The organism is Nonomuraea wenchangensis (genome assembly GCF_900111685.1).
In the GTDB taxonomy this organism is placed as follows: domain Bacteria; phylum Actinomycetota; class Actinomycetes; order Streptosporangiales; family Streptosporangiaceae; genus Nonomuraea; species Nonomuraea wenchangensis.
Genome location: NZ_FOHX01000018.1, coordinates 1 through 26,119, shown reverse-complemented (window position 1 = coordinate 26,119; position 26,119 = coordinate 1). Strand labels below are relative to the sequence as shown.

The 26,119-nt window shown below is 71.0% G+C and carries 32 protein-coding genes and 2 pseudogenes; 15 read left to right on the top strand and 19 right to left on the bottom strand.

Annotation, left to right across the window (positions count from 1 at the left end; all coding sequences use genetic code 11):
* Positions 1–230 precede the first annotated feature (230 nt).
* From BMW85_RS38330 to BMW85_RS38300, 7 genes are all read right to left on the bottom strand, one after another.
* Positions 231–1,472 carry an MFS transporter gene (locus BMW85_RS38330; RefSeq protein ID WP_091091703.1) on the bottom strand — a complete coding sequence of 414 codons (1,242 nt, stop codon included), beginning with the start codon at positions 1,470–1,472 and terminating at the stop codon, positions 231–233.
* The gene (locus tag BMW85_RS38325) at positions 1,469–2,560 is read right to left on the bottom strand and encodes a PLP-dependent cysteine synthase family protein (protein ID WP_091091700.1); all 1,092 of its coding nucleotides are present in this window, start codon (positions 2,558–2,560) and stop codon (positions 1,469–1,471) included. Before BMW85_RS38325 ends, BMW85_RS38330 begins: the two co-directional genes overlap by 4 nt.
* A gap of 100 nt (positions 2,561–2,660) precedes the next feature.
* Positions 2,661–3,125: a hypothetical protein gene (locus tag BMW85_RS38320; protein WP_091091699.1), complete on the bottom strand. Its 465-nt coding sequence runs from the start codon at positions 3,123–3,125 to the stop codon at positions 2,661–2,663.
* A gap of 112 nt (positions 3,126–3,237) precedes the next feature.
* Positions 3,238–3,417, bottom strand: coding sequence for a WD40 repeat domain-containing protein (locus BMW85_RS38315; RefSeq protein ID WP_091091696.1), 180 nt, complete (start codon positions 3,415–3,417; stop codon positions 3,238–3,240).
* Positions 3,418–3,461: 44 nt separating this feature from the next.
* Positions 3,462–4,712, bottom strand: a complete 1,251-nt coding sequence (locus tag BMW85_RS38310; RefSeq protein ID WP_091091694.1) for an RNA polymerase sigma factor — start codon at positions 4,710–4,712, stop codon at positions 3,462–3,464.
* Positions 4,709–5,080, bottom strand: a complete 372-nt coding sequence (locus BMW85_RS38305; protein WP_091091692.1) for a YciI family protein — start codon at positions 5,078–5,080, stop codon at positions 4,709–4,711. The genes BMW85_RS38310 and BMW85_RS38305 overlap by 4 nt, the downstream gene beginning before the upstream one ends.
* Before the next feature lie 44 nt (positions 5,081–5,124).
* Positions 5,125–5,766, bottom strand: coding sequence for a DUF998 domain-containing protein (locus tag BMW85_RS38300; RefSeq protein ID WP_091091690.1), 642 nt, complete (start codon positions 5,764–5,766; stop codon positions 5,125–5,127).
* Between the two features lie 150 nt (positions 5,767–5,916).
* On the opposite strand from BMW85_RS38300, the gene BMW85_RS38295 reads away from it, so the two are divergent.
* On the top strand, positions 5,917–6,351 hold the full coding sequence (locus BMW85_RS38295) for a DUF1579 domain-containing protein (RefSeq protein ID WP_218156116.1): 435 nt from the start codon (positions 5,917–5,919) through the stop codon (positions 6,349–6,351).
* 89 nt (positions 6,352–6,440) lie between these two features.
* On the opposite strand, the gene BMW85_RS38290 is transcribed toward BMW85_RS38295, so the two are convergent.
* From BMW85_RS38290 to BMW85_RS38280, 3 genes are all read right to left on the bottom strand, one after another.
* Positions 6,441–6,791 carry a VOC family protein gene (locus tag BMW85_RS38290; RefSeq protein ID WP_091091687.1) on the bottom strand — a complete coding sequence of 117 codons (351 nt, stop codon included), beginning with the start codon at positions 6,789–6,791 and terminating at the stop codon, positions 6,441–6,443.
* 98 nt (positions 6,792–6,889) lie between these two features.
* Positions 6,890–7,318, bottom strand: coding sequence for a YkvA family protein (locus BMW85_RS38285; protein WP_091091684.1), 429 nt, complete (start codon positions 7,316–7,318; stop codon positions 6,890–6,892).
* Positions 7,319–7,500: 182 nt separating this feature from the next.
* Positions 7,501–8,082, bottom strand: coding sequence for a TetR/AcrR family transcriptional regulator (locus tag BMW85_RS38280; protein ID WP_245775306.1), 582 nt, complete (start codon positions 8,080–8,082; stop codon positions 7,501–7,503).
* A gap of 157 nt (positions 8,083–8,239) precedes the next feature.
* Between BMW85_RS38280 and BMW85_RS38275 the strand changes: the two genes are divergently transcribed.
* From BMW85_RS38275 to BMW85_RS38255, 5 genes are all read left to right on the top strand, one after another.
* Positions 8,240–8,854 (top strand): CatB-related O-acetyltransferase, encoded by a 615-nt coding sequence (locus tag BMW85_RS38275; RefSeq protein ID WP_177241096.1) that lies wholly within the window; start codon positions 8,240–8,242, stop codon positions 8,852–8,854.
* A gap of 26 nt (positions 8,855–8,880) precedes the next feature.
* Positions 8,881–10,167 carry an erythromycin esterase family protein gene (locus BMW85_RS38270; protein WP_091091681.1) on the top strand — a complete coding sequence of 429 codons (1,287 nt, stop codon included), beginning with the start codon at positions 8,881–8,883 and terminating at the stop codon, positions 10,165–10,167.
* The gene (locus tag BMW85_RS38265; RefSeq protein WP_091091680.1) at positions 10,164–11,711 is read left to right on the top strand and encodes an FAD-dependent monooxygenase; all 1,548 of its coding nucleotides are present in this window, start codon (positions 10,164–10,166) and stop codon (positions 11,709–11,711) included. The genes BMW85_RS38270 and BMW85_RS38265 overlap by 4 nt, the downstream gene beginning before the upstream one ends.
* Positions 11,708–12,097 (top strand): VOC family protein, encoded by a 390-nt coding sequence (locus BMW85_RS38260; protein WP_091091677.1) that lies wholly within the window; start codon positions 11,708–11,710, stop codon positions 12,095–12,097. The genes BMW85_RS38265 and BMW85_RS38260 overlap by 4 nt, the downstream gene beginning before the upstream one ends.
* 92 nt (positions 12,098–12,189) lie before the next feature.
* Positions 12,190–12,792: a hypothetical protein gene (locus BMW85_RS38255; protein ID WP_143082545.1), complete on the top strand. Its 603-nt coding sequence runs from the start codon at positions 12,190–12,192 to the stop codon at positions 12,790–12,792.
* Here BMW85_RS38255 and BMW85_RS51590 read toward each other — a convergent pair.
* Together BMW85_RS51590 and BMW85_RS38240 are read right to left on the bottom strand one after the other, a co-directional pair.
* A pseudogene (locus tag BMW85_RS51590) lies at positions 12,789–13,421 on the bottom strand (IS5 family transposase); the annotation flags it as partial. The gene BMW85_RS38255 and the pseudogene BMW85_RS51590 sit on opposite strands and share 4 nt — an antisense overlap.
* Before the next feature lie 269 nt (positions 13,422–13,690).
* Entirely contained in the window at positions 13,691–14,176 is a 486-nt protein-coding gene (locus tag BMW85_RS38240) for a winged helix-turn-helix transcriptional regulator (RefSeq protein WP_091091669.1), read from the bottom strand.
* Between BMW85_RS38240 and BMW85_RS51585 the strand changes: the two are divergent.
* The 3 genes and pseudogenes from BMW85_RS51585 to BMW85_RS38230 all read left to right on the top strand — a co-directional run.
* Positions 14,175–14,735 (top strand): annotated as a pseudogene (locus tag BMW85_RS51585) (MFS transporter); the annotation flags it as partial. The gene BMW85_RS38240 and the pseudogene BMW85_RS51585 sit on opposite strands and share 2 nt — an antisense overlap.
* A 55-nt stretch (positions 14,736–14,790) precedes the next feature.
* A complete protein-coding gene (locus BMW85_RS38235) occupies positions 14,791–15,714 on the top strand; it encodes an MFS transporter (RefSeq protein WP_245775305.1) in 924 nt (307 codons plus the stop codon).
* A gap of 18 nt (positions 15,715–15,732) precedes the next feature.
* A complete protein-coding gene (locus BMW85_RS38230; protein ID WP_091091666.1) occupies positions 15,733–16,209 on the top strand; it encodes a pyridoxamine 5'-phosphate oxidase family protein in 477 nt (158 codons plus the stop codon).
* A gap of 125 nt (positions 16,210–16,334) precedes the next feature.
* On the opposite strand, the gene BMW85_RS38225 is transcribed toward BMW85_RS38230, so the two are convergent.
* On the bottom strand, positions 16,335–16,625 hold the full coding sequence (locus BMW85_RS38225; protein WP_177241095.1) for a hypothetical protein: 291 nt from the start codon (positions 16,623–16,625) through the stop codon (positions 16,335–16,337).
* 610 nt (positions 16,626–17,235) lie between these two features.
* On the opposite strand from BMW85_RS38225, the gene BMW85_RS38220 reads away from it, so the two are divergent.
* The 3 genes from BMW85_RS38220 to BMW85_RS38210 are packed head-to-tail and all read left to right on the top strand — an operon-like array spanning position 17,236 to position 19,388.
* The gene (locus BMW85_RS38220) at positions 17,236–17,619 is read left to right on the top strand and encodes a group I truncated hemoglobin (protein ID WP_091091663.1); all 384 of its coding nucleotides are present in this window, start codon (positions 17,236–17,238) and stop codon (positions 17,617–17,619) included.
* A complete protein-coding gene (locus BMW85_RS38215; protein WP_091091659.1) occupies positions 17,620–18,741 on the top strand; it encodes a globin domain-containing protein in 1,122 nt (373 codons plus the stop codon).
* An 8-nt stretch (positions 18,742–18,749) separates the two neighbouring features.
* Positions 18,750–19,388 (top strand): DivIVA domain-containing protein, encoded by a 639-nt coding sequence (locus BMW85_RS38210; protein WP_177241094.1) that lies wholly within the window; start codon positions 18,750–18,752, stop codon positions 19,386–19,388.
* 324 nt (positions 19,389–19,712) lie between these two features.
* On the opposite strand, the gene BMW85_RS38205 is transcribed toward BMW85_RS38210, so the two are convergent.
* Positions 19,713–20,138: a tautomerase family protein gene (locus BMW85_RS38205; protein WP_091091655.1), complete on the bottom strand. Its 426-nt coding sequence runs from the start codon at positions 20,136–20,138 to the stop codon at positions 19,713–19,715.
* A 36-nt stretch (positions 20,139–20,174) separates the two neighbouring features.
* Entirely contained in the window at positions 20,175–20,927 is a 753-nt protein-coding gene (locus BMW85_RS38200; RefSeq protein WP_245775303.1) for an SDR family oxidoreductase, read from the bottom strand.
* A gap of 34 nt (positions 20,928–20,961) precedes the next feature.
* Here BMW85_RS38200 and BMW85_RS38195 point away from each other — a divergent pair, with 34 nt between their 5' ends.
* Positions 20,962–21,450, top strand: coding sequence for a winged helix-turn-helix transcriptional regulator (locus BMW85_RS38195; RefSeq protein WP_091091651.1), 489 nt, complete (start codon positions 20,962–20,964; stop codon positions 21,448–21,450).
* On the opposite strand, the gene sigJ is transcribed toward BMW85_RS38195, so the two are convergent.
* The gene (gene sigJ / locus BMW85_RS38190; RefSeq protein WP_091091649.1) at positions 21,451–22,341 is read right to left on the bottom strand and encodes an RNA polymerase sigma factor SigJ; all 891 of its coding nucleotides are present in this window, start codon (positions 22,339–22,341) and stop codon (positions 21,451–21,453) included.
* Positions 22,338–23,525 carry an NAD(P)/FAD-dependent oxidoreductase gene (locus BMW85_RS38185; protein WP_091091646.1) on the bottom strand — a complete coding sequence of 396 codons (1,188 nt, stop codon included), beginning with the start codon at positions 23,523–23,525 and terminating at the stop codon, positions 22,338–22,340. Before BMW85_RS38185 ends, sigJ begins: the two co-directional genes overlap by 4 nt.
* A 266-nt stretch (positions 23,526–23,791) precedes the next feature.
* Here BMW85_RS38185 and BMW85_RS38180 point away from each other — a divergent pair, with 266 nt between their 5' ends.
* Positions 23,792–24,133, top strand: a complete 342-nt coding sequence (locus BMW85_RS38180) for a helix-turn-helix domain-containing protein (protein ID WP_091091644.1) — start codon at positions 23,792–23,794, stop codon at positions 24,131–24,133.
* A gap of 39 nt (positions 24,134–24,172) precedes the next feature.
* Here BMW85_RS38180 and BMW85_RS38175 read toward each other — a convergent pair whose 3' ends face one another.
* Positions 24,173–25,006, bottom strand: a complete 834-nt coding sequence (locus BMW85_RS38175; protein ID WP_218156115.1) for a helix-turn-helix transcriptional regulator — start codon at positions 25,004–25,006, stop codon at positions 24,173–24,175.
* Positions 25,007–25,109: 103 nt separating this feature from the next.
* Between BMW85_RS38175 and BMW85_RS38170 the strand changes: the two genes are divergently transcribed.
* A complete protein-coding gene (locus BMW85_RS38170; RefSeq protein ID WP_091091640.1) occupies positions 25,110–25,817 on the top strand; it encodes an SDR family NAD(P)-dependent oxidoreductase in 708 nt (235 codons plus the stop codon).
* Between the two features lie 129 nt (positions 25,818–25,946).
* On the opposite strand, the gene BMW85_RS38165 is transcribed toward BMW85_RS38170, so the two are convergent.
* The coding region (locus BMW85_RS38165; RefSeq protein ID WP_143082543.1) for a zinc ribbon domain-containing protein at positions 25,947–26,119 on the bottom strand (173 nt) is incomplete at its 5' end.

The following is a 26,119-nucleotide window of genomic DNA, read 5'->3' as shown; positions in this document are numbered from 1 at the left end:
AGCACATCCCCATCGGCGGCACATTCACGATCCCCCCGGACTACTTCTGTGCCAGAACCACTTCCCACGCTACTCCCGACCGTTCCGCCCGCCCGCAGCCACCCCACACAGCCCTCAAGAGGCGCCCGCAGCGGGCCCCAGCTCATCACCCAGCCCATGCCGGCGCAGGAACCAGCCAACACGAGCGCGGTCCCGCAGGCAGCGACGCAGCCGGCCTGGCGCGGCGCTCGTCAGGTGGCCGCCGCCTCCTGGCCGGGGCCGCGCAGGCGCTCGCGCCGGTCCAGGCGGCCGACGGCCGCGGCGGAGGCCAGCCCGGCCGCGCTCAGCAGCAGCCACGGCAGGGCCGCCAGACCATCGGCGTGGGCGGCGTCCACGAGGGCGCCGGCCAGCAGGTTCCCGGCCAGGATGCCGGCGCCGCAGGCCAGGTTGTACAGCCCGTAGTAGGTGCCGACCAGCCCCTGTCCGGCCATGTCCGCGATGGTGGCCATCTCGAACGGGAAGGCCACCAGGGTGCCGAGGGTGAGCAGCAGCGTGCACACCGCCACCGGCGCCAGTGCCCAACCCGCCGGCAGCGGCAGGTACGTCGTGACCGCGAGCGGCACGAAGGCCAGGCCCATCAGGGCCAGGCCGCGGCTGATCGCCTGGCCGGGGCTCCACCGGGACGTGCACCAGGCGGTCAGCCGCACCTGGACGGTGATGCCCAGCAGCGCCGACAGCGCGTACAGCGCCATCACCACCGCCGGGCCGCCGCCCAGGTGCCGCACCTGCAGCGGCAGCGCCAGATACGTCTGGAACGACAGCGCGTACGAGGCGATCATCGCCGCCGAGAAGGCGACGAAGGCGCGGTCGGTGAACGCCTGGCGCCACTCGCGCAGCACGGGCGGCCGAGCCTCGGCCGCGACGCGCCGGGCCGGCAGGCACAGCCCCTGCAGCACGGTCAGCACCGCGAAGACGGCCGCGGCCGCCAGGCACACCACGGTGAAGCCGCCGCGCAGCAGCGCGAGCCCGGCGAGCGGGCCGGCCAGGATGCCGGCCTGGTAGAACACGTTGAACACGGCGAACGCCGCGACCTTGCGCTCCCCGGCCTCGGCGGCCAGGTAGGCGCGGGCGGCCGGGTTGAACAGCGCACCGGCCAGCCCGGTCACCACCGCCGCCGCGATGAGCAGCGGCACCGCGGTGGACAGGCCGAACAGGGCGAAGCCGAGGGTACGCAACGCGCACCCTGCCATGATCATCGGCTTGCAGCCGAGTCGGTCGGCCAGGCTGCCGCCGATCAGGAACATGCCCTGCTGGCTGGCGTTGCGCAGCCCCAGGACAAGCCCGATCGTCCAGGCGGCCAGCCCGGCGCCGGACAGGTGCTGGGCCAGGTACGGCATCAGCATGTAGAAGCCGAGATTGATGCCCGCCTGGTTGAGCTGCAGCAGCTGGATCGGCCGCTCGAAGGAGCGGAACTCGGCCGGCACGCCCTTCACAGCGCACCGGCCAGCGGGTCGCTGACGTGAGCGCAGCGGGTCCAGCGGTGCACCTCCCGCTCGGCGGGGTGCGCCAGCACGTCCGGCTCCTGCGCGGGCACCACCCCGGCCAGGTCGTTCGCGCGGCAGAACTCGTCGTCGAAGACGGTGTCGAAGTAGCGCCACGGCCCGTCAGGGAAGACGGCCACCACGCACCCGCCGGGGCTGGTACGGGCCACCCAGCGGGCCACCAGGGCCACCGCGCCGGTGCTCCACCCGCCGGAGACGTAGTGCTGGGCGGCCAGGGCGCGGCAGGCCCACACCGCCTCGCCCGGCGCGACCCAGTGCACCTCGGAGAAGGCGTCGTAGGCGACGTTGCGCGGATGGATGCTGGAGCCGAGCCCCCGCATGAGCCGGGGGCGGGCGGGCTGGCCGAAGATGGTCGAGCCGACGGTGTCGACCCCGACGAGGCGCAGGCCGGGGAAGTGACGGCGCAGCACGCGGGCGATGCCGGCGCTGTGCCCGCCGGTGCCGACCGAGCACACCAGCGCGTCGATGTGCGGCAGCTTGGCCAGCAGCTCGTACGCCAGCCCGGCGTAGGCGTCGACGTTGTCGGGGTTGTGGTACTGGTCGGGGCAGTAGGCGCCCGGGGTCTCGGCCAGCAGGTGCCGCACGCGCTCGCGGCGGGCCTGCTGCCAGCCCCCCACCGGGTGCGGCTGCTCGACGATCTCCAGCCGTACCCCGTAGGAGGTCAGCAGCCGGCGCATCAGCGCCTCCATGCCGGGGTCGCCCACCAGCACGACCGGATGGCCGAAGACGATCCCGGCCAGCGCCAGGCCCAGCCCCAGGGTGCCGCTGGTCGACTCGATGACGGTGGCGCCCGGAGCCAGCTCGCCCCGGGCGCGGGCGCGGCGCACCATGTGCAGGGCCGGACGGTCCTTGATGCCGCCCGGATTGAGACCTTCGAGTTTGGCCCAGAACCCGCCGCCGTCCGGTACGAACGGCTCCGACAGGTAGACCAGCGGCGTGTTGCCGACCGTGAGCGAAAGCGCCGGACGACCCGTGAGCGGCGCCGCCTGCGGGCGCGCGAAAGTGGCTTGCGATGACATGAGTGGAATTCCCCGAAAGCGAGAATGACGCGATCGCGGCATGACGAAGAGAGCCGCGGACGCCGATGGACAGAAAGCGACGGAAGAAGAGCCGCACGTCCTATAGGCGCAGCACGCAGAGATCATTCCTATGCGGGGCGTTCGGCGAGCGCCCCCCGTCCACCCGGACCGCAACAGGCGCGGCGACCGGCAGAGCACCGGCGACGGCTGCGGCCGCCGGGAGCGGCGGCGGGACCCAGGCGCCGGCCGGGCTGACCGCCGAGCTGTCCTGCTCGGTGCCGTGCTGATGCCGGGGCGGCAGCCGCCGATGCAGGCACCGGCCCTCCGGCTGGGCGCTGCCCCGGCCGTGGCCGGCCTGGGTCGCGTCCGCGGAGCGCGCGGTGGAAGGGCCGAGGAGGGCGGGCAGGGTGTCCGCGCCGGTTTCGGCCAGCTCCACCGCGGCGCAGGCGCCGCCGTGCGCGAACACCACCCCGACGAGCATGCTGATCGCCAGCAGCCCGTACGTCAGCAGCCGGGCCGCCGATGAGGCGGGCCGGCGCGTGCGTACGGAGAGTGTCGCGAACATCACTGGTGATAATGCCCGCGCCTTTCTCGTGCGCGCCCGCCAATGGCGAAGGTTCCGGTAAAGCTCCGGCGGCAGGCTGGTGGTGCTCTCGTATGTGCCGGAAGAAGGACGCTCAGCCCGGGGCGGGGCACAGGCGGACGGTGCCGTCCGCGGACCGGCTGGCCGGCAGCCGGTCGTCGGGGCTGTAGGCCACGTCGTAGACCTCGTCGGTGTGGCCGGTCAGCGTGACCCGCCGCCCGGTCGCGAGCACGAAGGAGACGATGAGGAGGGCGACCCATGCTCCTCGCGGCATGACCGCATCATGACCGCGGCGGCCGGGCCGTCGCCCTGTGTCGCTCAGCCGAGGCGGTGGGCCCGGTCGAGCAGATAGCGCTGCTCGACCTGGTTGCCGGTCAGTGCGGCCGCCTCGCGGTACAGCCGGGCCGCGCCGGCCGTGTCGCCGGTCATCTGGAGCAGGTGGGCGCGCACCGCGCGTTCTCGTTGCCGGGTCAGCGGTTCCTGGTCCAGCCGGTGGCGACGGTTGAGGTCGTCGAGCAGCGCCAGGCCGCGGCCCGGCCCGTACGCCTGGGCCACCGCCACCACCCGGCTCAGCCGCACCGGCGCGGTCGGGGTGAGCCGTTCCAGCCACACGTACAGCGCGGCGATCTGCGGCCAGTCCGTCTGCTCCGGCGTCGCGGCCGCGGCGTGCACGGCCGCGATCGCGGCCTGCAACTGGTACGGGCCCACCTCGCGCCGGCTCCAGACGCTGTCGATCAGCTCGGTGCCCTCGCGGATCAGGCCGGGATCCCATCGCGTCCGGTCCTGCTCCTCCAGCGGCACCAGCTCGTCGTCGCCGCCGGTGCGGGCGGGGCGCCGTGACTCGGTCAGCAGCATCAGCGCGAGCAGACCGGCCACCTCAGGGTCGTCCGGCAGGGAGTCGCGGAGCATGCGCGTCAGCCGGATCGCCTCGCGGGTGAGGTCGACGCGGGCGAGCTCGTCGCCGGCGGAGGCCGTGTAGCCCTCGTTGAAGATCAGGTAGAGCACCTGCGTCACGGCGGCCATCCGGCTGTCCCGGCCGGCGCCGGTCGGCGGGGTGAAGCGGGCGCCGGCGCGGGCGAGCTGCTGCTTGGCGCGGCTGATCCGGGTGCCCATGGTGGGTTCGGTCGTGCCGAAGGCGTGCGCGATCTCGGCGGTGGTCAGGCCGCCCACCGCGCGCAGCGTGAGCGCCACCTGGGAGGTGGCGCTCAGCGCGGGGTGGCAGCAGAGCAGCAGCAGGGCGAGGCTGTCGTCGGTCTCCTGCGGCGGGCGCGCCTGCCGGGCCGGTTCCCCCATGGCCAGCGCGGCGACGCCGGCCTCGTGCTCGCGGCGGCGCCGGGCCTGCTCGGAGCGGAGCAGGTCGACCATCCGCCGGTAGCCGACGCGGATCAGCCAGCTGCGCGGGTCGTCCGGCACGCCGTCGGCGGCCCAGGTCCGGCTCGCGGCCAGCAGCGCCTCCTGCACCGCGTCCTCGGCGACGTCGAAGTGACCGAAGCGACGCACCAGCGCACCGAGCACCTGCGGCGCCTCCGTACGGAGCAGGTGCTCAACCTCGCCGGAACGGCCGGTCATGCCGCGAAGTCGCCGCCCATGATCGGGCGGATCTCGATCGGCTCGCCCAGCACCTCCACGACCCGCGAGACGATCTCGACGGCGCGTTCCCTGCTGGCCACGTCGATCACGGCGAAGCTGGCCAGGACCTCCTTGAGCTCGGCGAACGGCCCGTCGGTCGCCACCACCCCGTCCGGGCCCTTGCGTACGGTGGTGCTGACCACCGGGTGGCCGAGCCCCTCGCTGCCGACGAACTCGCCGGTGGCGATCAACTCCTGCTCGAACTTCTGGTACGCGGCGAACGCGGCCAGCGCCTCCTCGGACGGGGTGTCGGCGGTCGCGGCGTCCCAGGCGGCGGCCGGGGTGTAGCTGAGCAACAGGTACTTCACGGTGATCCTCTACTTGAGAGTGGTGAGGGAAAGGGTATGCCGGGTCAGGCGGAGCGGCGCAGGGACAGTGCGAGGGTGGTCGTCCAGGTGAAGGCGACCAGGCCGTTGACGGCGATCTGGACGCTCATGTGATCAGGCGACATGGGCAGCAGCAGGACGAGCCCGGCGGCGCCGCTCAGCACGGCGGGCAGCGCGGCCCGGCGGCGGGCGTACCGGACGGTCAGCACGACGGCGGCGACGGCCAGCGCGGTGAAGGAGACGGCGGCCGCGACCGAGTGCGCCACGCCGTGCCAGGACAGCTGGGCGGCCGGTCCGTCGGGGGTGCCGGCGGGGAAGCCGTTCTCCGGATCCATGGTGAACAGGCCGGCGCAGACCATCCCGGCGCCGAAGATCCCGACGAGGATCGGCAGCGCCCGCCGGCCGATCCCCTCGGTGAGGGTGCGCCGGACGCCCGCGGCCAGCGCCAGGCCGCCGAGGCCGGCGAGCACGAACGTGGTGATCTGGATCCAGCCCAGGTCGCCGGTGGCGAGCTGGCTGATGGGGTGCCGGGTGAGGTCGAAGCCCTCGCGGGTGAGCATCTGGGCGATGGCCGAGGCGAAGAAGACCGGCCCGGCGAGTGCCCCGGCGAGCAGCAGGCGGCCGGACGCGGCGGGAGTGATGTGGACAGCGGGGATGGCGGTGGCCATGACGTCCTCCTTGAGAGTTCCTGCCGCTACCTCGTCACCGGGACCGGGACTTCGACGTGGTCCATCATGTGACTTATGCCACATTCGATCCATGTCGAGGGCCGGGGATCGACTCCGAGGTACCGGCAAGCACTCACCAAGGAGGACGAGATGGACACGATGCCTGACACCAGCCAGCCGAGCGCCGAGCTGAAAGCCCTGGACCGCCTGGTCGGCACCTGGAAGGTCACCGGCGGCGCCGAGGGCACGGTGCGTTACGAGTGGATGCCCGGCGGCTTCTTCCTGTTCCAGCACGTCGAGCTCACCCACGACGGCCGGCGGATCACCGGTCTGGAAGTGATCGGCAACCTGCGCCCGTTCGGCGAGCCGGTCAGCGCGGACGTGGTGTCGCGCTTCTACGACTCGGCCGGCGACACGCTGGACTACGTGTACGAGCTGACCGGCGACAAGCTGACCATCTGGGGCGGCGCGAAGGGCAGCCCGGCGTACTACGAGGGCACGTTCGACGCCGACGGCACCACGGTCACCGGCGCATGGGTCTACCCCGGCGGAGGCGGCTACGCCTCGTCCATGACCCGGATCTGACCTCGGGCTTCGCGGGGAGTTCCGCGAGCAGCTGACCTGCGGAGTCATCCGCCGGACAGGCTCTCGCGGAACTCCCGCCACCGGCCGGGTCAGTGGCTCACCAGACCGACATGGTTGCCGTCGGGGTCGGCGAACACCGCGATCCGCCCCATGGGCGTCGGCGACGGCTCCATGACGCGGCTGCCGCCGAGGCTCTCCGCACGCGCCAGCGCGGCCTCGACGTCGTCGACCGTGAAGTAGACCACGAACCCGGTGTACGGGCTGCCCGGCCCCGCCTGGCCGATGCCCCCTGCCGGAGAGCCGCCGTCACCACCGACGAGCGCGTAGGTCTCGTCGATGGCGTTCACCGTCCAGCCGAACAGCTCCTGATAGAAACGTCGCGCCTGCGCGGCATCGGGAGTGGAGATGTCGAACCATCCGGGCGTGGGGGTCGACGTCATGGCAATCCTCCTCAGCAAGGACCCGTGTGGCCCGTCACCTGGTAGGACTCCCGCCATGGGGCGCAGTCATCGCTCAGGCGGGAAGATTTTCCCGGGCGTCAGGTCGTGGTCGAAGGCTTGTCGAGCCCGGTCAGCCTCGTCAACGCGGCGAAGCCGTCATCGGTGCCGGGCCAGTGCCGGCGAACGGCGTGCACCCCGGCCCGGCGGACCACGGAGCGCAGCACCGCGGTGATGATGATGGCGTCGTCGGCATAGCCGAGCACGGGGATGAAATCGGGCACCAGATCCAGGGGCATGGCCAGGTAGGCCAGCAGCAGCACGAGTCGTACGCGTACGCCGCGTGGCAGGTCGCGGTCCGCGGCCAGGCGGCGCACCAGGCGCAGCACGTCGGGCAGCAGCCGCAGCGCCTCCCGCAGCAGATTGCCGCGGGGCCGGACGATCGCCAGCGTGCCGATCAGCGCCAGCCAGGCGACCAGCAGCGCGGCCGTGATCCCGATCAGCAGATCCCACCCCCACGATCCGGTCATGGCTGCTCGCTCCTTGAAGACCTTGTGGAGTCCGAGGCGGACCTGGGGCGGTGCCGGTCCTGGCCGGCCAAGATCGCTGCCCGCGACCACTTTACCGCCCGTACCCCATGTCCGGGCAGCCGCCGGTGGCGCTGCTCCGGCTGCCGGTCACGCCGCACTCGCCGCGGCCTGGCTGCGCCTGCTCACGGGCGGGGCGTCATCCCGGCGAAGAGCACATCGAGGACCCGGTCGATGTAGGCGTGGGTCAGCGGTTCCTGGGTGATCAGGAGCCGGAAGTACAGCGGGCCGGACAGGATCGCCATCGCCAGATCGAGGTCGAAGTCGGGCGACAGCTGACCCTGGTCGCGGGCCGCCCGCAGCCGGGCGACGGTCTTGTCCGCCTGCGGGGCGATGAAGCGCTCGTTGAGCGCCACGGCGACCCGGCGGTCATGCTGGGCCTCGCCGACCAGGGCCTGGAACAGGGCGCCGTACGGCGGACCGGCCAGCAGGTCCACGGCCGCGTAGATCTGCGCGCGCAGGTCGGCGGCGAGGTCGCCGGTGTAGGGGTAGTCCAAGCCGGGTTCGTTCAGCGACAGCAGGGAGTCGAGCAGCAGGGCTCCCTTGGACGACCATCGGCGGTAGAGGGTCTGCTTGCTGGCGCCGGCGCGGGCCGCGACCGCCTCCATGCTGAGGTTGGCGTAGCCGATCTCCTGGCCGAGCTCCAGCGTGGTCCGCATGATGGCCTCGGTCCGGTCGGCGCCGCGGCGGTGGGGTGTGCGGGTCATGCGGCCACTTTATCGGTACGGTACGTTCCGTACTTGACATCGGTAGCCGTACGCCGACATCATCCTATCGGAACGGTGCGTTCCGTACTCTTAAGTGTCTCTTGGAAAGAGCCGATCGTTGATACCCCTTTCCCCCGACCCGACCGTGGTGCACCCGATGCCCGACCAGCCCCGGGTGGTGCTGCTCAAACCGCTGGTCACCTCGCCGCTGATCGAGGTGGGCGAGTTCTCGTACTACGACGACCCGGACGACCCGACCGCCTTCGAGACCCGCAACGTGCTCTACCACTACGGCCCGGAAAAGCTGATCATCGGCAAGTTCTGCGCGCTGGGCGAGGGCGTGCGGTTCATCATGAACGGCGCCAACCACCGCATGGACGGCCCCTCCACCTTCCCCTTCCCGATCATGGGCGGCTCCTGGGCCGAGCACTTCGACCTCATCACCGGCCTGCCCGGACGAGGTGACACCGTGGTGGGCCACGACGTGTGGTTCGGTTACCGGTCCATGGTGATGCCCGGCGTCCGCATCGGCCACGGCGCGATCATCGCCTCCGGCGCCGTGGTCGTGGACGACGTCCCCGACTACGGCATCGTCGGCGGCAACCCCGCCAAGCTCATCCGCCGCCGCCACAGCGACGCCGACATCGCCCGCCTCCTCACGCTGGCGTGGTGGGACTGGCCGCTGGAGCACCTCACCCAACACGTACGGACGATCATGTCCGGCAGCATCGACGACCTGGAGCGCGCGGCCTCCGCACTCCCGCGCCACTGATCACACGACAGAATCGGTTCACCGGCATGCCCGCCTCATCCCACCCCGACCCGTTCACCGGCTGGCTCCGCGACCACGCCGCCCCCCTCACCCACCTCGACCCCGAGGCGCCGCTCGACGACCTGGAGCCGCTGCGCGACCTCATCGGCGACGCGCGCGTCGTCGCGATCGGCGAGCACTCCCACTTCATCGACGAGTTCATCCGCCTGCGCCGGCGCCTGCTGCGGTTCCTGGTCGAGCGCTGCGGCTTCACCGTCCTGGCCTTCGAGTACGGCTTCAGCGAAGGCTTCCCCCTCGACGCCTGGGCCCAGGGCGAGGGCGCCGACGACGACCTGTCGGCCCAGCTCGCTACGGCCATCCCGGTGGGCGTCGAGGAGCCCCTGCGCTGGATCCGCCGGCACAACGCCACCGCCGCGACGCCGATGCGTTTCGCCGGCATCGACATCCCGGCCGCCGGCGGCTCCCTGCTGCCCGCCCTGACCCCCGTCGCCGACTACCTGCGCGACATCGACCCCGAAACCCTGCCGGCCATCGAGCAGGCGATGCGCATCGCCGCGTCGTTCGCCGGAACCTCCGCCGCCTCGGCCGCGCCCGCGTGGGCCCGCCTGCCCGCCGCCGACCAGGACGCGCTCACCGCCGCCCTGACGCGCCTGCTCATCCGCTTCCGCGCCGTCGAGCCGCTGTACGTCTCGCGCGGTGACCGGCGCGACTACGACCTCGCCCTGCGCCGGCTCGAAGGCGCCTGCCAGGCCGACTACGGCTTCCGTGCCATGGCCGGCCTGTTCGCCGGGAACGGGCTGACCGCCGACACCTCGGCCCGCGACGTCTACATGGCCGAGTCGGTCCTGTGGCACCTGGAGCGCTTCGAGCCGGGCACCCGTATCGTGCTGGCCGCCCACAACGCCCACATACAGAAGGCACCCATCTCCTTCAACGGGCAGCTCACCGGGTTCCCGATGGGGCAGCACCTGCACGACGCGCTCGGCGACGCGTACGTCGCCCTCGGCCTGACCAGCACCGGCGGGCACACCGGAGAGATGGTCCGCGACGAGGAGGCGCGCTTCGGCTTCCGCATCGAGGACACCGCGCTGGAGCCGCCCGAGCCGGGCAGCGTCGAAGCCGCCTTCGCCGGCGCCGGCCTCGGGCTCAGCCTCGCCGGCCTCCGCCCGGCGCGCACCCAGGTCCCCGGCCCCGACCGGATCCGCCTGCAGAGCACCTTCCTGCACACCCCCGTCCTGGACGCCTTCGACGGCATCCTGCACACCCCCGCCGCCACCGTGGCCCGCGACCTCGAAGAAGGAACAACCCCATGACCCGAACCGACGTGATCATCGTAGGGGCCGGCCCCACCGGCCTCATGCTGGCCGCCGAGCTGCGGCTGGCCGGCGTACGGCCGCTGGTCCTGGAACGGCAGCCGCACCGCCGGGACACCCCCAAGGCCGGCGGCCTCGGCGGGCAGATCCTGGAGCTGCTGCGCTACCGGGGCCTGCTGGAACGCTTCGAGGCGGCCTGCACCGGCCCCCGCCCGCCTGCCCGGTTCCCGTTCGGCGGCGTACACCTGGACCTCACCCAGCTGGCCGACCCCCCGCTGCACGCCCTGCCGCTCCCGCAACAGCAACTGGAGCAGCTGCTCGACGACCGCGCCGGCGAGCTCGACGCCGAGATCCGCCGCGGGCACGAGGTGACCGGGATCAGCCAGGACGACACGGCGGTGACCGTGGACGTGCTGGGTCCGGACGGCCCGTACCAGGTGAGCGCCCGCTACCTCGTAGGATGCGACGGCGCGCGCAGCCGGGTGCGCGACCGGGCCGGCATCGGCTTCCCCGGCACCGTCTACCCCGAGGTCAACCGGCTGGCCCAGGTCACCCTGCCCGGCACCGTGACCGTGCTCGCCAACGGAGACCTCGACGTCCCCGGCTTCGGCACGATCAGCGCGGGCTTCACCCGCACCGACCACGGCCTGTTCGGCATCGGCTCGTCATCCGGCTCCCAGTCCGTCTCCCTCTACACGATCGAGGACGAGAACGCCGAGTACGACGACGACGTCCCGATGACCGTGCCGGAGCTCCAGGACAGCATCCACCGCGTGCTCGGCGCGCGGCTGCCCGTGGCCGAGGCGACCCGGCTGTCACGCTTCACCTTCAAGGCCCGCCAGGCCGACCGCTTCCGCAACGGCCGGATCCTGCTGGCCGGCGACGCGGCACACCTGTTCCCCGCCACCGGCGTGGCGCTCAACGCCGGCCTGCTCGACGCGGTCAACCTGGCCTGGAAGCTGGCCGCCGACCTGCACGGCCAGGCCCCGACCGGCCTGCTGGACACCTACCACGCCGAACGCCACTTCGCCGGCAGCCGTACCATGCTGCACACCCGGGCCCAGGTGGCACTGCGGCGCGGGCACGACGCCGCCGCCGAGGCGCTGCGCGAGGTCTTCACCGAGCTGCTCACCGACGAGCAGCCGCTGCGCCGCATGGGAGCCCTCGTCGCCGGCACCGACCTCCGCTACCCCATGCCCGGCAGCGTCCATCATGCGCTGTCCGGCACCTTCGCCCCCGACCTCACCCTGCACACCGGCCAAGGCACCACCAGCGTCGCCGAGCTCATGCACGCCGCCCGGCCCGTCCTGCTCGACCTGGCCGACCGCCCAGAGCTCCGCCGAACAGCCCGGAACCACAGGCATCTCATCGACATCCACACCGCCAAGACCCACGACCGACCGGCCGACGCCCTGCTGATCCGCCCGGACGGGTACGTCGCCTGGGCCGCCGGCCTCGACGAATCCCCGGACAGCGCCACGCCCGAACTGCGTGAGGCGCTCGCCGTATGGTTCGGAACGCCTTCGACACAGGGCGAGGCATGACAAGCAGACTCACCGAGTTGACCATCGACTGCCACGACCCGGAGAGCCTCGCGGCCTTCTGGTGCGCGGTTCTGGGCCTCGAAGTGATCGACCGGAACGAGCACAAGGTCGAGATCGGCTCCTGGGAGCCGACCGTCGAAGAGGTCCGCGCCCGCCAGATGCCCCCCACCCTGCTGTTCATCCAGGTGCCCGAGGGCAAGACCGTGAAGAACCGGCTCCACCTCGACGTCAGCCCGATCGACTGCAGCACCGACGACGAGGTGACCAGATTGCTCGGCCTCGGCGCCACCAAGAGAGATGTGGGCCAAGGCCCGGACCGAAGCTGGGTGGTCATGGCGGACCCTGAGGGCAACGAGTTCTGCGTCCTGCGCACCCTGGCGTCCTGATGGTCGAACGGCGCAGCGGCACTCCCTGACCGCGAGAATGGACGGCGCCGGGCCGAGCCGGGCGCGGCGGCGAAGCGAGAGGGAACGGTGCCATGCGACTGCGTTACGTCCTCGCCGGCTATCGGGTCGCCACCCGCGCTCATTTCCGGGATTGGCAGGAGCAAGGACTTCCCGGTCCGCATCTGCTGTCCCTGAGCGACTGCGTGGTGGACCTGGTGCCGGTGGACCCCGACGGCTGGGACCGCTGGTTCGCCAGTTCGCAGGAGGCCGAGATCGCCCGGGACCAGGCCGGCCGGCCGGAGTTACATGTGCTCGGGGCCGGATTCGCCGCCGATGATGTTCCGGGGCTGCAGGACGACATGGCCCGCGACGGCTGGGACGGCAGTCTCCCGGAACGGCTCATCCGGCGTGAGGAGTTCCCCGGCGCCGGCGAGCGGCGGCTGGGTTTCGAACTGGTCGGTTTCGACGTCGCGGGCTGGCACACCTGGACCTGCATCGGGGGCCTCGTCACCGACGTCCACCAGGCCACCGGCATCCGGCCGGGCCCCGATGGGCTGATCCAGGACGAGCAGGACGCGCGCAGGGCCGCTCAATGGCTCACCGACTCGGGCCTCGGCGACCCCAAGGTGTTCCTCTGGGCGGCCGCGCTCCTCACGGAGCCACCGAGGGCGACCCTCCCGGCTAAGAGCTCCTAACGCAATGAGGTGAGGCGTCGCCAGCAGATGAGTGCGCAGGCCAGTTTGAGGAATGCCGCGTGGATGTCGGCGCGGACTTCCCAGCGGATGCGCAGGCGGCGGAAGGCGTGCAGCAGGGCGAAGGTCTGCTCGACGCCCCAGCGTTGTTTGCCCAGGCCGGAGCCGTGTTCGGTGCCGGTCGGGCGATCAGCGGGCGGATCTGCAGCTCGCGTACCAGGTTGCGGTACTTGTCGTGGTCGTAGCCGCGGTCGGCGAGCACCACATCAGGCCGCTGGCGGGGTCGGCCGCGCTTGCCGCGTACCTTCGGGATGGCGTCCAGCAGCGGGCGAAGCTGGGTGACGTCGTTGCGGTTGGCTCCGGTCAGGATGATCGCGAGGGGGATGCCGGTGGCGTCGGTGATCAGGTGGTGCTTGCTGCCGGCCCGCCCTCGGTCGACCGGGGACGGGCCGGTCTGCGCCCCCTTTTAACGCTCTGATCTGCGAGGAGTCCACTGCAGCTCGGGAGAAGTCGAGTGCGTCGGCGGCCCGAAGCCGATCGAGCAGGACCTCGTGCAGCCGCTGCCGGACGCCGGCCTTGTCCCACTCCGCCAGCCGCCGCCAGCAAGTCATGCCCGAGCCGTAGCCCAGCTCCTGCCCTCATCGGCCGGATCGCCGTCCCGGAGCCGGTCGCCAATATCTCCTGGGGCGGCGCCAAACGCAACCGCCTCTTCATCACGGCCACGACCTCGGTCTACTCGCTCCTCATGGGCGTCACCGGCACCCATCCCACCGGGCCGGGCCGCCGCCCCTGGCTGTGAGGTGCAGGTCTCTCGATGGACGGCTTGGCGGCGTGGCCGCCGGCGATCGGCTGATCGAGAAGACCGTCCGCGCCGTCGGCCACGCGGACGAGGCGCCTCACATCAGCGCAGGGCGCTGCGGGCGATCTCGGCCCGTTCGGCGGCTTCCGCTTCGGCGGCCTGCTGCTCGGCGAGCATGCGGGCGTCGTAGGCGGTCCGAGCGGCGGCGATCTCGTTCTGGTGCGTCTCGGTCCAGGTGACCAGCGCGCGGATGGTGGAGTGGAGGGTCGCGCCCAGAGAGGTGAGTTCGTAGTCGACGCGCGGCGGGATGGTCGGATGCACGGTTCTGCTGATCAGCCCGTCGCGCTCCAGGTGCCGCAGCGTGCGCGTGAGCATGCGCTGACTGATCCCGTCGATCATGCGGCGCAGCTCGGTGAAGCGCAGGCTGCGCCGGTCGAGCAGGGCGATGACCAGCAGTGACCATTTGTCCGCCACGCGGTCGAGAATCTGCCGGACCTCACAGTCCTCCCGCGTGTCCCACTGGAGAACGTCGTAGTCGGCGTCGGTATCCCCGCAGTAACCGAGGGACTCAGAAGTGCCGTCTTCCATGGGATCCCATGGTGCTCGACGATGCTGCTGGTTACAAGAGGGAACTGGCAGGCGGTTGAGGAACCGTGGGCCGGTTCTGTTTCTGCGAAAGGAAAACACCGTGCCCACATCGGACCACCGCATGGACGCGCGCGCGTGGGGCGTGCTCCTCGTGCTCGCGGGAGCCGTCTTCTTGGAAGGGATCGACGTGGCGATGCTGAACGTGGCGTTGCCGGCGATCCGGGCGGACCTCGGCCTGTCCACCGGCGTGCTGAGCGGCGTGGTCAGCGCCTACGTGCTCGGTTACGGCGGATTCATGCTGCTGGGCGGCCGGGCGGCCGACCTGCTGGGCCGCCGGAGGATGTTCCTGTTCTGGCTGATCGTCTTCCTGCTCTTCTCCGGCCTGGGGGGCTTCGCGACAGAAGGGTGGATGCTGCTGGTCGCCCGATTCGTGACCGGGGTCGCGGCCGCGTTCATGGCGCCTGCCGGGCTCTCGCTGATCACCGGCAACTTCCCCGAAGGGCCGCGGCGCACCAAGGCGCTCGGGGTGTACGCCGGTACGGCCGCGGGCGGCTTCTCGCTCGGCCTGGTCGTCGGCGGACTGCTGACCTCGATCGGATGGCGGATGGCGATGGGTGTTCTTCGCGCCGGTGTTGATGGCGGCGGTGATCCTCGTCGCGGCGCTGGTTCTGCTCAAGGAGAGCGAGGTGCCCGAGCGGCCGGCCGGCGGCTTCGACCTGGCCGGCGCGTTCAGCATCACCGGAGCGATGCTGCTGCTGGTGTACGGCGTGGTCCGGCTGGAGCACCCCGGCAACGGCGTCGTGGGCACGATCGGCGTGTTCGCCGCGGGTCTCACCCTGCTGGCCGTCTTCGTACTGATCGAACGACGGACGGCCCACCCCCTGGTCCGGCTCGGCATCCTGCGCTCCCACCCGCTGGTGCGAGCCAACCTGGGCGCCATGCTGTTCCTCGCCTCATTCGCCGGCTTCCAGTTCGTGGCCACCCTCTACCTGCAGGAGGTGCGCGGCTGGAGCAGCCTGCAGACCGGTCTGGCCATGCTGGTGATCGGCATCGACACGATCCTCGCGCCGACGCTCACCCCGCGACTGGTGAACCGGTTCGGCAACGTCCGCGTGCTTTTCGGCGGGCTGGTGGTCGCAGCCCTGGGGTACGCGCTCTTCCTGCCGATCGGGATGGACTGGACCTACGCGGCCATGCTGCCGACCATGCTCCTGCTCGGCGTGGCTTTCTCCCTGGCGTACGGCCCGCTGACCATGGCCGCCACCGAAGGGATCGCCGAGTCCGAGCATGGCCTGGCCAGCGGCTTGCTCTACACCTCCATCCAGTTCGGCACCGCGCTCGGGCTGTCGGCGGTGACCGCGGTGAGCGTCGCGGCGCTCGGTGACGCCGGCACGCCCGAAGCGATGCTTGACTCCCTGCGGCTCGCCCTCGTCGTCCCGGTCGCGGCCGCGGTCGCCGGTGCCGTGATCACCGCCTTCGGGATCCGCCGCCGTGCCCCTGGCCCCGCGGCCCCCGTGCCCGTCCAGGTCTCGGCCTGACCCCGGAAGGAGTCCCCGATGACGACCAGAGTGACCTCTTTCGGCGAGATCGAGAAGCAGTTCGCCGCCTACATCGGCGACATCGTCTACGCCACCATGACCACGGTGGACGCCAAGGGACGCCCCCGGGCACGCGTCCTGATACCGATCTGGGAGGTGGTCGACGATCGCCCGATCGGCTGGCTGGCCACCTACAAGACCCCGGTCAAGGCGGCGCACCTGGCCGGCAACCCGCACGCCACGTTCTCGTACTGGAGCCCCAGGCAGAACGCTGTGAGCCTCGACACCGTGGCCGAGTGGGTCGACGACCCGGAGCTGACGCGGCGGGTGTGGGACCTCTACCGCCAGGGGAGTCCGCCTGGGGCGGGGTACGATCTGGGCAACTTCTGGAGCGGCCCCGCCGATCCCCGGCTGCACGTCCTCCGGCTGATCCCGTGGCGCGTCCAGGTCATCCGCGGCACCGACCTGCGGAGCGAGATCTGGCGAGCCGCGTGACCCACCGCTCAGATGCCCCGCCTGGGCAGGCCGGCCTCTTCGACTGGGACGGCGCCGACCAGTTCCATACGAACAGCAGATCATGGAGGCGGCTGTGGCGATGCCGAAGAAGGGCTCGCGGGTCATCATCGTTTCTGTTGGGCGGTGCACGCATGCTCGCAGCAGACGCGGTCACATCCTGCCCTTACAAACGTGCGCCAGCCGTCGCGGTAGAGGTCCCAGCAGAGCAGGTACCAGTGTCGCTCGGACGGCGCGTCGACCCGTTCCCGCAGGGCGGCGGGCAGGACCCGTTCGAGCTTGGCGAGCGCCCGGATCGTCGTGTCCGCGCCGTCGGTGAGCTGCCGCGTCGCCGCCAGGCGCAGGCCCGCCGCTATGGCCACGGCCTCGTCGTCGGTGAGCAGCCGCGGCGGCATCACGCCGCCGGGCTCCAGGCGGCCTGGAAGGCGTACAGGTCGCACAGGTCGAGCCGCTGGTCGCCGAGTGGTGACCCAAGGCTGAGGCCGGTGAAGTGGTTCGACATGTCAGCCCCTTCCATCGCTCGCCCGCCGGCCGGTCCGTGGCGGTGGGTGCATGAACCGTGTTTCTGCAGGTCAAGCGGTGAGTGGGTGCGGGATGGGGGTTCTGTCGCGGTGTGTCGCGGGAGCGGAGTCCGCCAGAGTCGGGATGCCCGTCGGCACTTCCACGGTCGGACAGGAGAGGTTGCCTGTTCGTGAGACACAGGGGTCAAAAAAGGGTGGAACGTGGTTCATGGGGCATAGGTGGCATGGTTAGATAGGCCAGGCACCTGAGGCGTGACCGACCGTTACCCTGCGTAACAAAATCCGGCTCGGTGCCTTTGCTCTGGCATGAAGGAAGGGTGACGGCAGGAAACCCACGACCATCACTCACCGCATCTCTCGCGGGCGCCCGGGCTTTCGGCGTCCGGAGCGCCAGGGTGCGTCCATTCGCCATTCCTCGCGTCGTGACCGCGGCGAACCCCGAACACCGTCAGCCGGTCCCGCGACGCATAGCCCACTTGGAGGATTCATGACAATCTCGCCGTCCTACTATGACCAGGTCGGCGGCGCGTCGGCTGTTCGCGACGTCGTCGACCTTTTCTACGTGCGAGTCCTCGACGACGCCGCCCTCAAGCCCTACTTCGCCGGCATCGACATGCCGAGGCTGAAGCGGCACATGGTGGTGCTGCTCTGCTCCGTCCTCGGCGGCCCCGACCCGTACGAGGGCCGCGACCTGGCAGAGGCGCACCGCGGCATGGGCATCACCGCCGACCACTACGCGAAGGTCGGCGAGATCCTGCTCTCCGTGTTGCAGGGGGCCGGTGTGGGGGACGAGATCCTGCAGCACGTCGAGCTGACCTTGAACAAGGTGGAGTCGTCCATTGTGGCCGAGCCAGTAGGGACGGCCGACTGAGTGAACGCGCAAGCTCTCAAGGACAGCTGGCGCCTCGTCGCCCGGTCGGGCGACGAGGTGCCGCTGTTCTTCTACTCAGCCCTGTTCTTGATGAACCCGGAGACGAGGGACCTGTTCCCGGTGGCGATGGCGAGCCAGCGCGACCGGCTCGTCGGCGCACTCGGGCGCATCGTCAGCAACGTCGACCGGGTGGAGGAGCTGGTCCCGTACCTGCAGCAGCTCGGCCGGGACCACCGCAAGTTCGCCGTCGTGACGGAGCACTACCCGGCCGTCGGCAGGGCGCTGCTCGCCACCCTGGAGCACTTCCTGGGCGACCGCTGGACGCCTGCCCTCGCCGAGGACTGGACGAAGGCGTACAGCCTGGTGGCCCAGGTGATGTCGGACGCGGCCGCGGACGTGTCCAAGACCACCCCGCCCTGGTGGGAAGGCGAGATCATCAGCCACGAGACCCCCGCCCTCGGCATCGCGGTGATCCGGGCCCGGCTGAACTACCAGTACGTCTTCCGTCCCGGCCAGTCGGCGTCGATCTCGCACCCCAGGCGGCCGCGCGTCTGGCGTTTCTACTCCTTCGCCAACGCGCCGCGCCAGGACAACACGATCGACCTGCACGTACGCATGGTCGACGGCGGTGTGCTGAGCGCCGCCCTGGTCATGGGCGCGCGGCGCGGCGACGTACTGCGCGTGGGAGCGCCGGTCGGCGACAAGCTGAAGCTCTCCCCCGACATGCCCGGCGACCTGCTCCTCATCGCGGGCGGCACGGGTCTCGCGCCGCTGAAGGCACTGGTGGAACAGGTGATGTACGAGGGCCCGTCGCGGAAGGTCGACATCGTCGTCGGCGCCCGGACGTCCCGGGAGCTGTACGACCTCGATGCGCTGTCCAAGATGGCCGTGGAGCACCCCTGGCTGAACGTCGTCCCAGCCGTCTCCAACGACCCCTACTACCGTGGCGCCCGCGGCAACGCCGTGGACGTCGCGCTGCAGGCATGGCGTGGCCAGCAGGTGTTCGTCTGCGGCTCCACGGAGATGGCTCAGAGCACCGTCGGACGACTGCTGGACGCGGGCGTGCCCTCCGAGCAGATCCACTTCGACGAGTTCACGAGCGACAAAGGCGGGGAGTCATGACGGCAGAGATGTCTTGGGCAGATCACCCGGACCGCGAACGCCAGCCCCTCACCCCGGATCGGATACGCAAGCAGGAGTTCTCGCGCACACCACTCGGGCGCCGCGGCTACAGCGAGGACGAGGTGCGCTCGTTCCTGTACCGGGTCGCGGAAGACGTGGCGGCCGGCGACAAGGAGAAGGCGGACCTGCGGGCGTACGTCGACCGGTTGAAGCAGTGGTACAAGGAGCACGGCATCAGCGCCGAGCCCGCCGGTCCCCAGCAGCAGGCCCTGAGCGTCGATGCGATCAACATCCTCTCCCGCGCTCAGCAGACCGCCGACGTCCAGATCGCGGAGGCTGAGGACTACGCCCGGCGGATCCTCGGGGAGGCCCGCCAGCAGTACGAGATGATCCTGACGGAGGCGCAGCGGCAGGCGGAGGAGGCCGCCGACCAGGCGGTCGGCGCCTACCGCTCGCGCGGCGGCGAGCACGGTGGCGAGGCCGAGGAACTGGAGCGGCAGATCGCCTACCTGCGAACCTTCGCCGACGTCACCCGGGTGCAGCTCCGCGCGGTGCTGGCAGGGCTGGCTGAAGAGGTCGACAAGCTCGGCCATATCCCTGACCAGGACAACCAGGTCCTTCAGAGCTTCTCACACGCCCACCGCTGACCGGCTTACGACAGACTCCGGACGTGCCCTGGCGCGGTTGGCCGACCACCTTCCCGATGACATCACCGCGGCGCCGGCTTCGCCGCCGAAGCCGGCGCCCGCGGGGTGGCAACGTCCTCTGCACCCGGTCAGCTGATGAAGGACTCGGGGCCGAAGCGGCCGATGGCCACGAAGACGATCGGGACGGGATAGAACAGGTCCAGCAGCATTGCCTTGGCTTCGTGGCGTCGGATGCGCAGGATCACCGCACCTACCATGATCGTGGCCAGACCTGTGACAGCCAGTGGTACCAGGATCGGCGCGATGCCGGTACCGGCGGCGCGGTCAGTAGGGGGACGCCGAGTTGGTCTCAGCCCAGAGCTTCTCGGCGTCGGAGCCTGCCGGAGGCGGCACGATCCCGTTGATCATCCAGAGGTCGTCACTGGTCTCATCGATGTGGAACTCCCAGTGCAGCCCTGCGTTTCGTTCGAGGTGGGGCTGCAGCATGCCCTTGACCCACTGGGCGGTCCGGCGCCGGCTCTCTCGATCGGCGTTGCGGCGGGCGATGTGGTCGATCACAACGCGGACCCCGACCGGGGCAGGCTCCCCACCGACGTAGAAATCCTCGGGTCGGGTCTGATGGAACAGCGTGACCACGTAGAACCGGGGCAGCCCGACCTGTTCGTAGTGGTCGGCGATGTGGGAGGCGAGTTGGTGCTTCTCCTTGTCGGTGAAGATTCCGGGCGTGTGAAAAACAGTCCACAGTGGCATCGCGGGTCAGTACTCCTTAAGTGTTGGGATGCGACGTCAACGGGCGACCGAGAAGGTCAGGCGGTCCACGGGGCCGGACAGTGCCGCCTTGGTGGCGATGGTGACGTCGTCGGCGAGCACCTCCGTGGCCTGGGCCTCGAGGCCGTCGACGATCCGCGCGGCCACCTCGGCCGGCGTCGCCTTCGGCAGGTCGATGGCGGAGACCATTTCGGTGTCGATGAACCCCGCGTGAACGCCGACGACCTGGGTGTTCTGACGCGCTAGTTCGAGTCGGAGCGAGTTCGTGATGGACCACGCCGCCGCCTTGGACGCCCCGTAGGCGCCGGCGCCGGCCAGCCAGGACAGCACGGAGTGCATGTTCACCAGGGCGCCCCCACCGTTCGCGGCCAGGATCGGCGCGAACGCGCGTGCTATCCGCAGGGGTCCGAAGACGTTGACGTCGAACGTCACGGTGGCGCGCTCGAAGTCACCCGTCAGCAGCGGAGCCGGCAACAGGATGCCGGCATTGTTGAACACGATCTCGACGTCGGCGGCGACCTTCGCGAGGGCGGCGACCGACGCCGCCGAACGGACCTCCAACTCGGCGGTCACCACCTCTGGACGGTCGTCGACGTACGCCGAGCGCGCAGTCGAGTACACCTTTCGCGCCCCGCGCGCCAGCACCTCATCGACCAGCGCCGCGCCGAGTCCACGTCGGCCCCCGGTCACCACAACCACTCTGCCCGCTACTGCAACCACGGCACACTCCATCTGGATAACGACCTCGTTAGTGAGATGTAACCACGCCATGCTGGATAACGCAAACGTTAGTTACAATGGTGAGATGGCGATGAAGTTCGAGGAACGGCTGCGCGACCGAGATGCGTGGTCGATCGGCGACGGATGCTCAGCGGGGCGGGTGCTGGACCTGCTCAGCACCAAGACGGTGTTCCTGGTGGTCCGCGAATGCTTCTACGGCACAACCAGGTTTGACGACTTCGTCGCGCGGATTGGGACCTCGGCACCTGCGGTGTCTCGGGCACTCAAACAGCTGAAGGCCGCGGGTATTGTCGCGCCCGTCCTCTATCGGGAGCCGGGGAGCCGGGCCCGCGACGAGTACCGGCTGACCGAGGCCGGCCAGGACCTGCTGCCGGTGTTTCTGTCGCTGATGCAATGGGGCGACACGTACCTACAGGAAGGCCGCCCGCCTCTGTCGTTCGTCGAGACCGACACCGGCCGTCCGATACGGGTCCGCGTAACGGCCGACGCAGCGCCGGAGACGATGTGCGACGACATCGAGATCCGGGTGAACCCCGCCTGGCGGCGCGTCTAATCAGCGGCTGATCTGACGCGGGACCGCCACCGCGAGAAGTTTGTCCGGGTTACGGATGGCGTAGAAGTGGGTGATCCTCCCCTCGCTGATCTCGATCAGGAAGACCCCCTCCAGGCGTTCGCCGCTGAGGACGATCGCGGGGGCGTGGTTGCAGTTGACCCTCCGGATCCGCAGGTCCGCCATCCGCTCCTGGCGGAACAGGGTCATGACGACCGCGGCCACCCTCTCCGCGCCCGCCACCGGCCGGCGCGCCGCGGTGGTCCTGCCGCCGCTGTCGGCTGTCCAGGTGACGTCCGGCGCGAGCAGCGACATCAGCCCTTCCAGGTCGCCGGTGGACGCCGCCGTCAAGAACCCCTCGGTGATCCGCGCGGTCGTCGCGGCGTCGGCGGGCTCGAAGCGTCTGCGCCGCGCCCGTACGTGCTCGCGGGCACGGTGCGCCACCTGGCGCACCGTCACCACGGACTTGCCCACCGCCGCGGCGATGTCGGCGTAGCCGAAGCCGAACACCTCGCGCAGCACGAACACCGCACGCTCATCGGGGGTGAGCGTTTCGAGCAGCACGAGCATCGCCATCGACACCGACTCGGCGAGCAGCACATCGGCCGAGGCGTCGTTCTCCTCCAGCAGCAGTGGCTCGGGCAGCCAGGAGCCGATGTAGTCCTCGCGCCGGCGCGCGCTCGCCCGCACGGCGTTGAGCGCCTGCCGGGTCACCAGCCGTGCCAGATACGACCTGGTGTCCCGCACGGTCGCGAGGTCTACGTCGGCCCACCGCAGATAGCTGTTCTGCAGCACGTCGTCGGACTCGGTCACCGAGCCGAGGATCTCGTAGACGATCGTGAACAGCAGCGGCCGCAGCAGGGTGAACCGCTCGGCGTGCTCGTCGGCGCTCACGGGGAGGTGACCACCCGCGCGGCGGCGGCCGGCTCCCCAGGACGCGGGCCGCCCTTGGGCCAGCCCATGGAGCCCGGCTCGCGAGCCTCCCGGCGGATCCGTTTCGCCACCACGAACCTGCACGTCAACTCCTTGATCACCGCGCCCAAGCGGCCGCCGACGTAGACGTTCACCGCGGTGTCGTCCTTGCGGGCGAGCTGCCGGATGCCGGCGCGCCGGCCGAGACTGACGCACGCCCCCGTGAAGGCCAGTTCGATCGGCGCAGGCTCGGTTCCCCCGATACGGCTCAGCACGGTGTCGGCGGCCTGCGCCCCGAGCGGCCCGGCGGCGTAGCCGCTCATCCGCAGCGGCCGGCCCGACGGCGCGGCGGCGTCGCCGGCCGCGACGACGCGGTCGTCGTCGAGGCTGGTCAGCGTCTCGTCGGTGAGCAGCCGGCCGAGCGCGTCGGTACGCAGCCCGCTCGCCGCCGCCAGCCCCGGCACACCGAAACCGGCCGTCCAGATGGTCAGCGCGCTCGCACGCACCCCGCCGTCCGCCAGGACGACCGCGTCCGGCCGCACCTCGCTCACCGCGGCGTTCCCGAGCACGGCGACACCGTGCCGGGACAGCCACCTGGCGACGTAGCGGCGTCCTCCCGCGCTCAGGTAGGGCGCCAGGCTCCGGCCGCACACCAGCGTGACCCTGCGCCCTCGCTCGGCCAGCTCGGCGGCCGTCTCGACGCCGGTCAACCCGCCGCCGACCACGGTGACAGGAGCATCGAGGGGCAACTCCTCCAGCCTGGCGCGCAGCCGCCGCGCGGACTCCAACTCGGCGAGGTCGAACGCGAATTCGGCCGCGCCGGGCACCGAGGGGGTCCCGCCCGTGCTGCCGACCGCGTAGATGACGTGGTCGTAGTCCAGCGTACGGCCCGACGCCAGCCGTACGGCGCGGGCGGCGCCGTCGATGCGCGCCGCGCTGTCGACGACCAGGCGGACGCCCTCGCCGAGCAGCGTGCCGTAGTCGACCGTGGCCTCGCCCGTACGGGCCACGAACTGGTGCAGCCGGATGCGTTCGACGAACTCCGGGCGCGGATTGACCAGCGTGACGTCGACGTCGTCGCGCTGCCGCAGCCGGTTGGCCGCGAGCGTTCCGGCGTAACCGCCGCCGATGACCACGACTTTGTGGCGTGTGTTGTGTTCGGTCATGCCCTCAGGACACCGCTGATCGCCGAGACGTGACATCACGCCGACCACCCCGGAACGGGAAGACCCCCCGGGGCGTGCTCCGGGGACCTTCTGTCATGGACGCTAGACGATCACCGTGTTGCAGCTCGGGACCCAGCCGACCACGCCGGTGAGCCGAGGCCGACCCGGGGCGCTCCGCCGTCCGGCCGGGAGAAGATCCTCACCCCGGCCAGGCGGAGTCGACGCCGGATCTCGCGGACTGGGCCGGCTTCGACCAGGACCAGGCCCTGGAGCGCGCGCTCCTGCTGTTCTGGTCCCGGGGCTACGGAGAGACCTCCGTCCAGGACCTGGTCGACGCGCTGGTGCTGGAGCGGGGCAGCCTGTACGGAGCCTTCGGCGACAAGCGGCAGCTGGTCGCGGCCCTGCAGGACGGGCCGGTGCTGCCGGCGCTGCGCGAGGTTCTCGCCAACCCGGCCCGGGCGCAGGAGTACGCCTCCGACGCCGGCGTTCCGCAAGGGTGCATGATCGGCAACACCACCGCCGAACTCGTCCCGTACGATGCCGAGGCCCGCGAGATCGTGGCCCGTTCGCACGTCTTGATCGACGCCCTCCGCGCCGAGAGCGCCTGAGGGACGACGGGCCGACGGCGGCCGGCCGAGGGGGTCCGGCTACCCGGCGAGTGTCTGGGTGCCGAGCACGGTGAGCAGTGCGAGGCGTTCGGCGTCCGCGGTGCCGGGCTCGGCCGTGTAGATCATGATGCGCAGGTCGCTGCCGGACACGGTGAGCACGTCGCAGTCCAGCGTCACGGCGCCCACGTGCGGGTGATCGATGGTCTTGCGCGCGGCCTCGTGGTGGCCGACGGTGCCGGAATCCCACAGATCGGCGAACCGGTCGCTGCCCGTCCGCAGGTCCAGGACCAGGTGCCGTAGCCGCTGGTCGGCCGGGTAGCGGGCGGCGGTCGCGCGCAGGTCGGCGACCAAGGCGGCCTCCAGGGCGCGCCGGGACTCCGGCGTGTGCCGGACCCGGTTGGGCGGGCCGAGAAAGTGCCGCCATACGGCGTTGCGCTGGTTGCCGCGCCATCCGGACGGGTCGCCCATCAACGCCGCATACGGGGGGTTGGCCATCAGCAGCGTCCAGGACGCGTCGTAGACGGCGACGGGTGTCCCGGTCATCCGGTCCAGCAGCCGGTGAACGCTCGGGGTGATGTACGCCGGGACCGTCCGCGGGCCAGGCGGCGCCAGTCCGGCCAGGCCGAACAGGTGGGCGCGCTCGGCAGGCGACAGCCGCAGCGCCCTGGCCAGGGCTTCGACGACCTGCGCGGACGGGCTGGCGGCGCGGCCCTGTTCCAGGCGGGTGAGGTAGTCGACGGAGATCCCGGCCAGCAGGGCCAGCTCCTCACGGCGCAGCCCGGCCGTACGCCGGTGCCCACCGACCGGCAGCCCGATGACCTCGGGCGAGACGCGATCGCGCCACCGCCGCACCGCCCGCCCGAACTCCGCCATGTCCACAATTGTGCACCGCCCGCCTGCGGGTCTTCCTGGTACCACCAGTCCCAGGAAGACGAGACGGCTGGCTGTCCGCCCGACCCGGCCGGACCCTGGAGACATGACGACAACACTGATCACCGGAGCGAACAAGGGGCTGGGCTTCGAGACCGCCGGCAGGCTCATCGCGGCAGGTCACACCGTCTACGTCGGCAGCCGGGACGAAGAGCGCGGGCGCAGGGCCGCCGCGAGGCTGGGCGCGCGCATGGTCCTCCTCGACGTCACCGATGACGCCTCCGTCGCGGCCGCGGCGAAGACCATCGAGGCCGACGGCGGCCTGGACGTGCTGGTCAACAACGCCGGCATCGAAGGCCGCCTCGAAGGGAACCTGGTCGCCGGCGCCGCGGAGACGACCGCCGACCTGATGCGGCAGCTGTTCGAGACCAACGTCTTCGGCCTGGTGCGCGTCACCCACGCGTTCCTGCCGCTGCTCCAGCGTTCCGCCGCCCCGGTCGTGGTCAATGTCAGCAGCGGGCTGGCCTCGCTGACCGGCATGACCGCTCCGGGGACACCCGCGTACGCCTACCCCGGCGTCGCCTACCCGGCGTCCAAGGCCGCGGTCAACATGATCACCGTGCAGTACGCCAAGGCGTTTCCGAACATGCGGATCAACGCGGTCGAGCCCGGCTACACCGCGACCGACCTGAACGGACACACCGGCACACAGACCGTCGAGGAAGGCGCCGAGATCATCGTCCGTATGGCGCAGGCCGGCCCCGACGGCCCCACCGGTGGCTACTTCGACGCCGAAGGCCCTCTCCCCTGTTGACATCCTCCCGTTCGGAGAATCTCAGTGATCCTCTTGCCTGATTCTCTGGCATCTGCCTCGATTGCTCGAGGTCTTACGTCGCCTCCACAGGCGTTTAGCGTCTCCAAGGAACTGCCCGGCGACGTGGAACTAGGCTGCTTGCTGCTCGAGCGTCATCGCGTTAAGCAGGTTGCGGGCGGCGTTGACGTCACGGTCGTGCTCGCTTCTGCACCCGCACGTCCACACCCGGTCGGCGAGTGTGAGATCTCGGTTGATCGCCCCACACCCGCCGCAGAGCCTCGAGGACGGGAACCAGCGGTCGG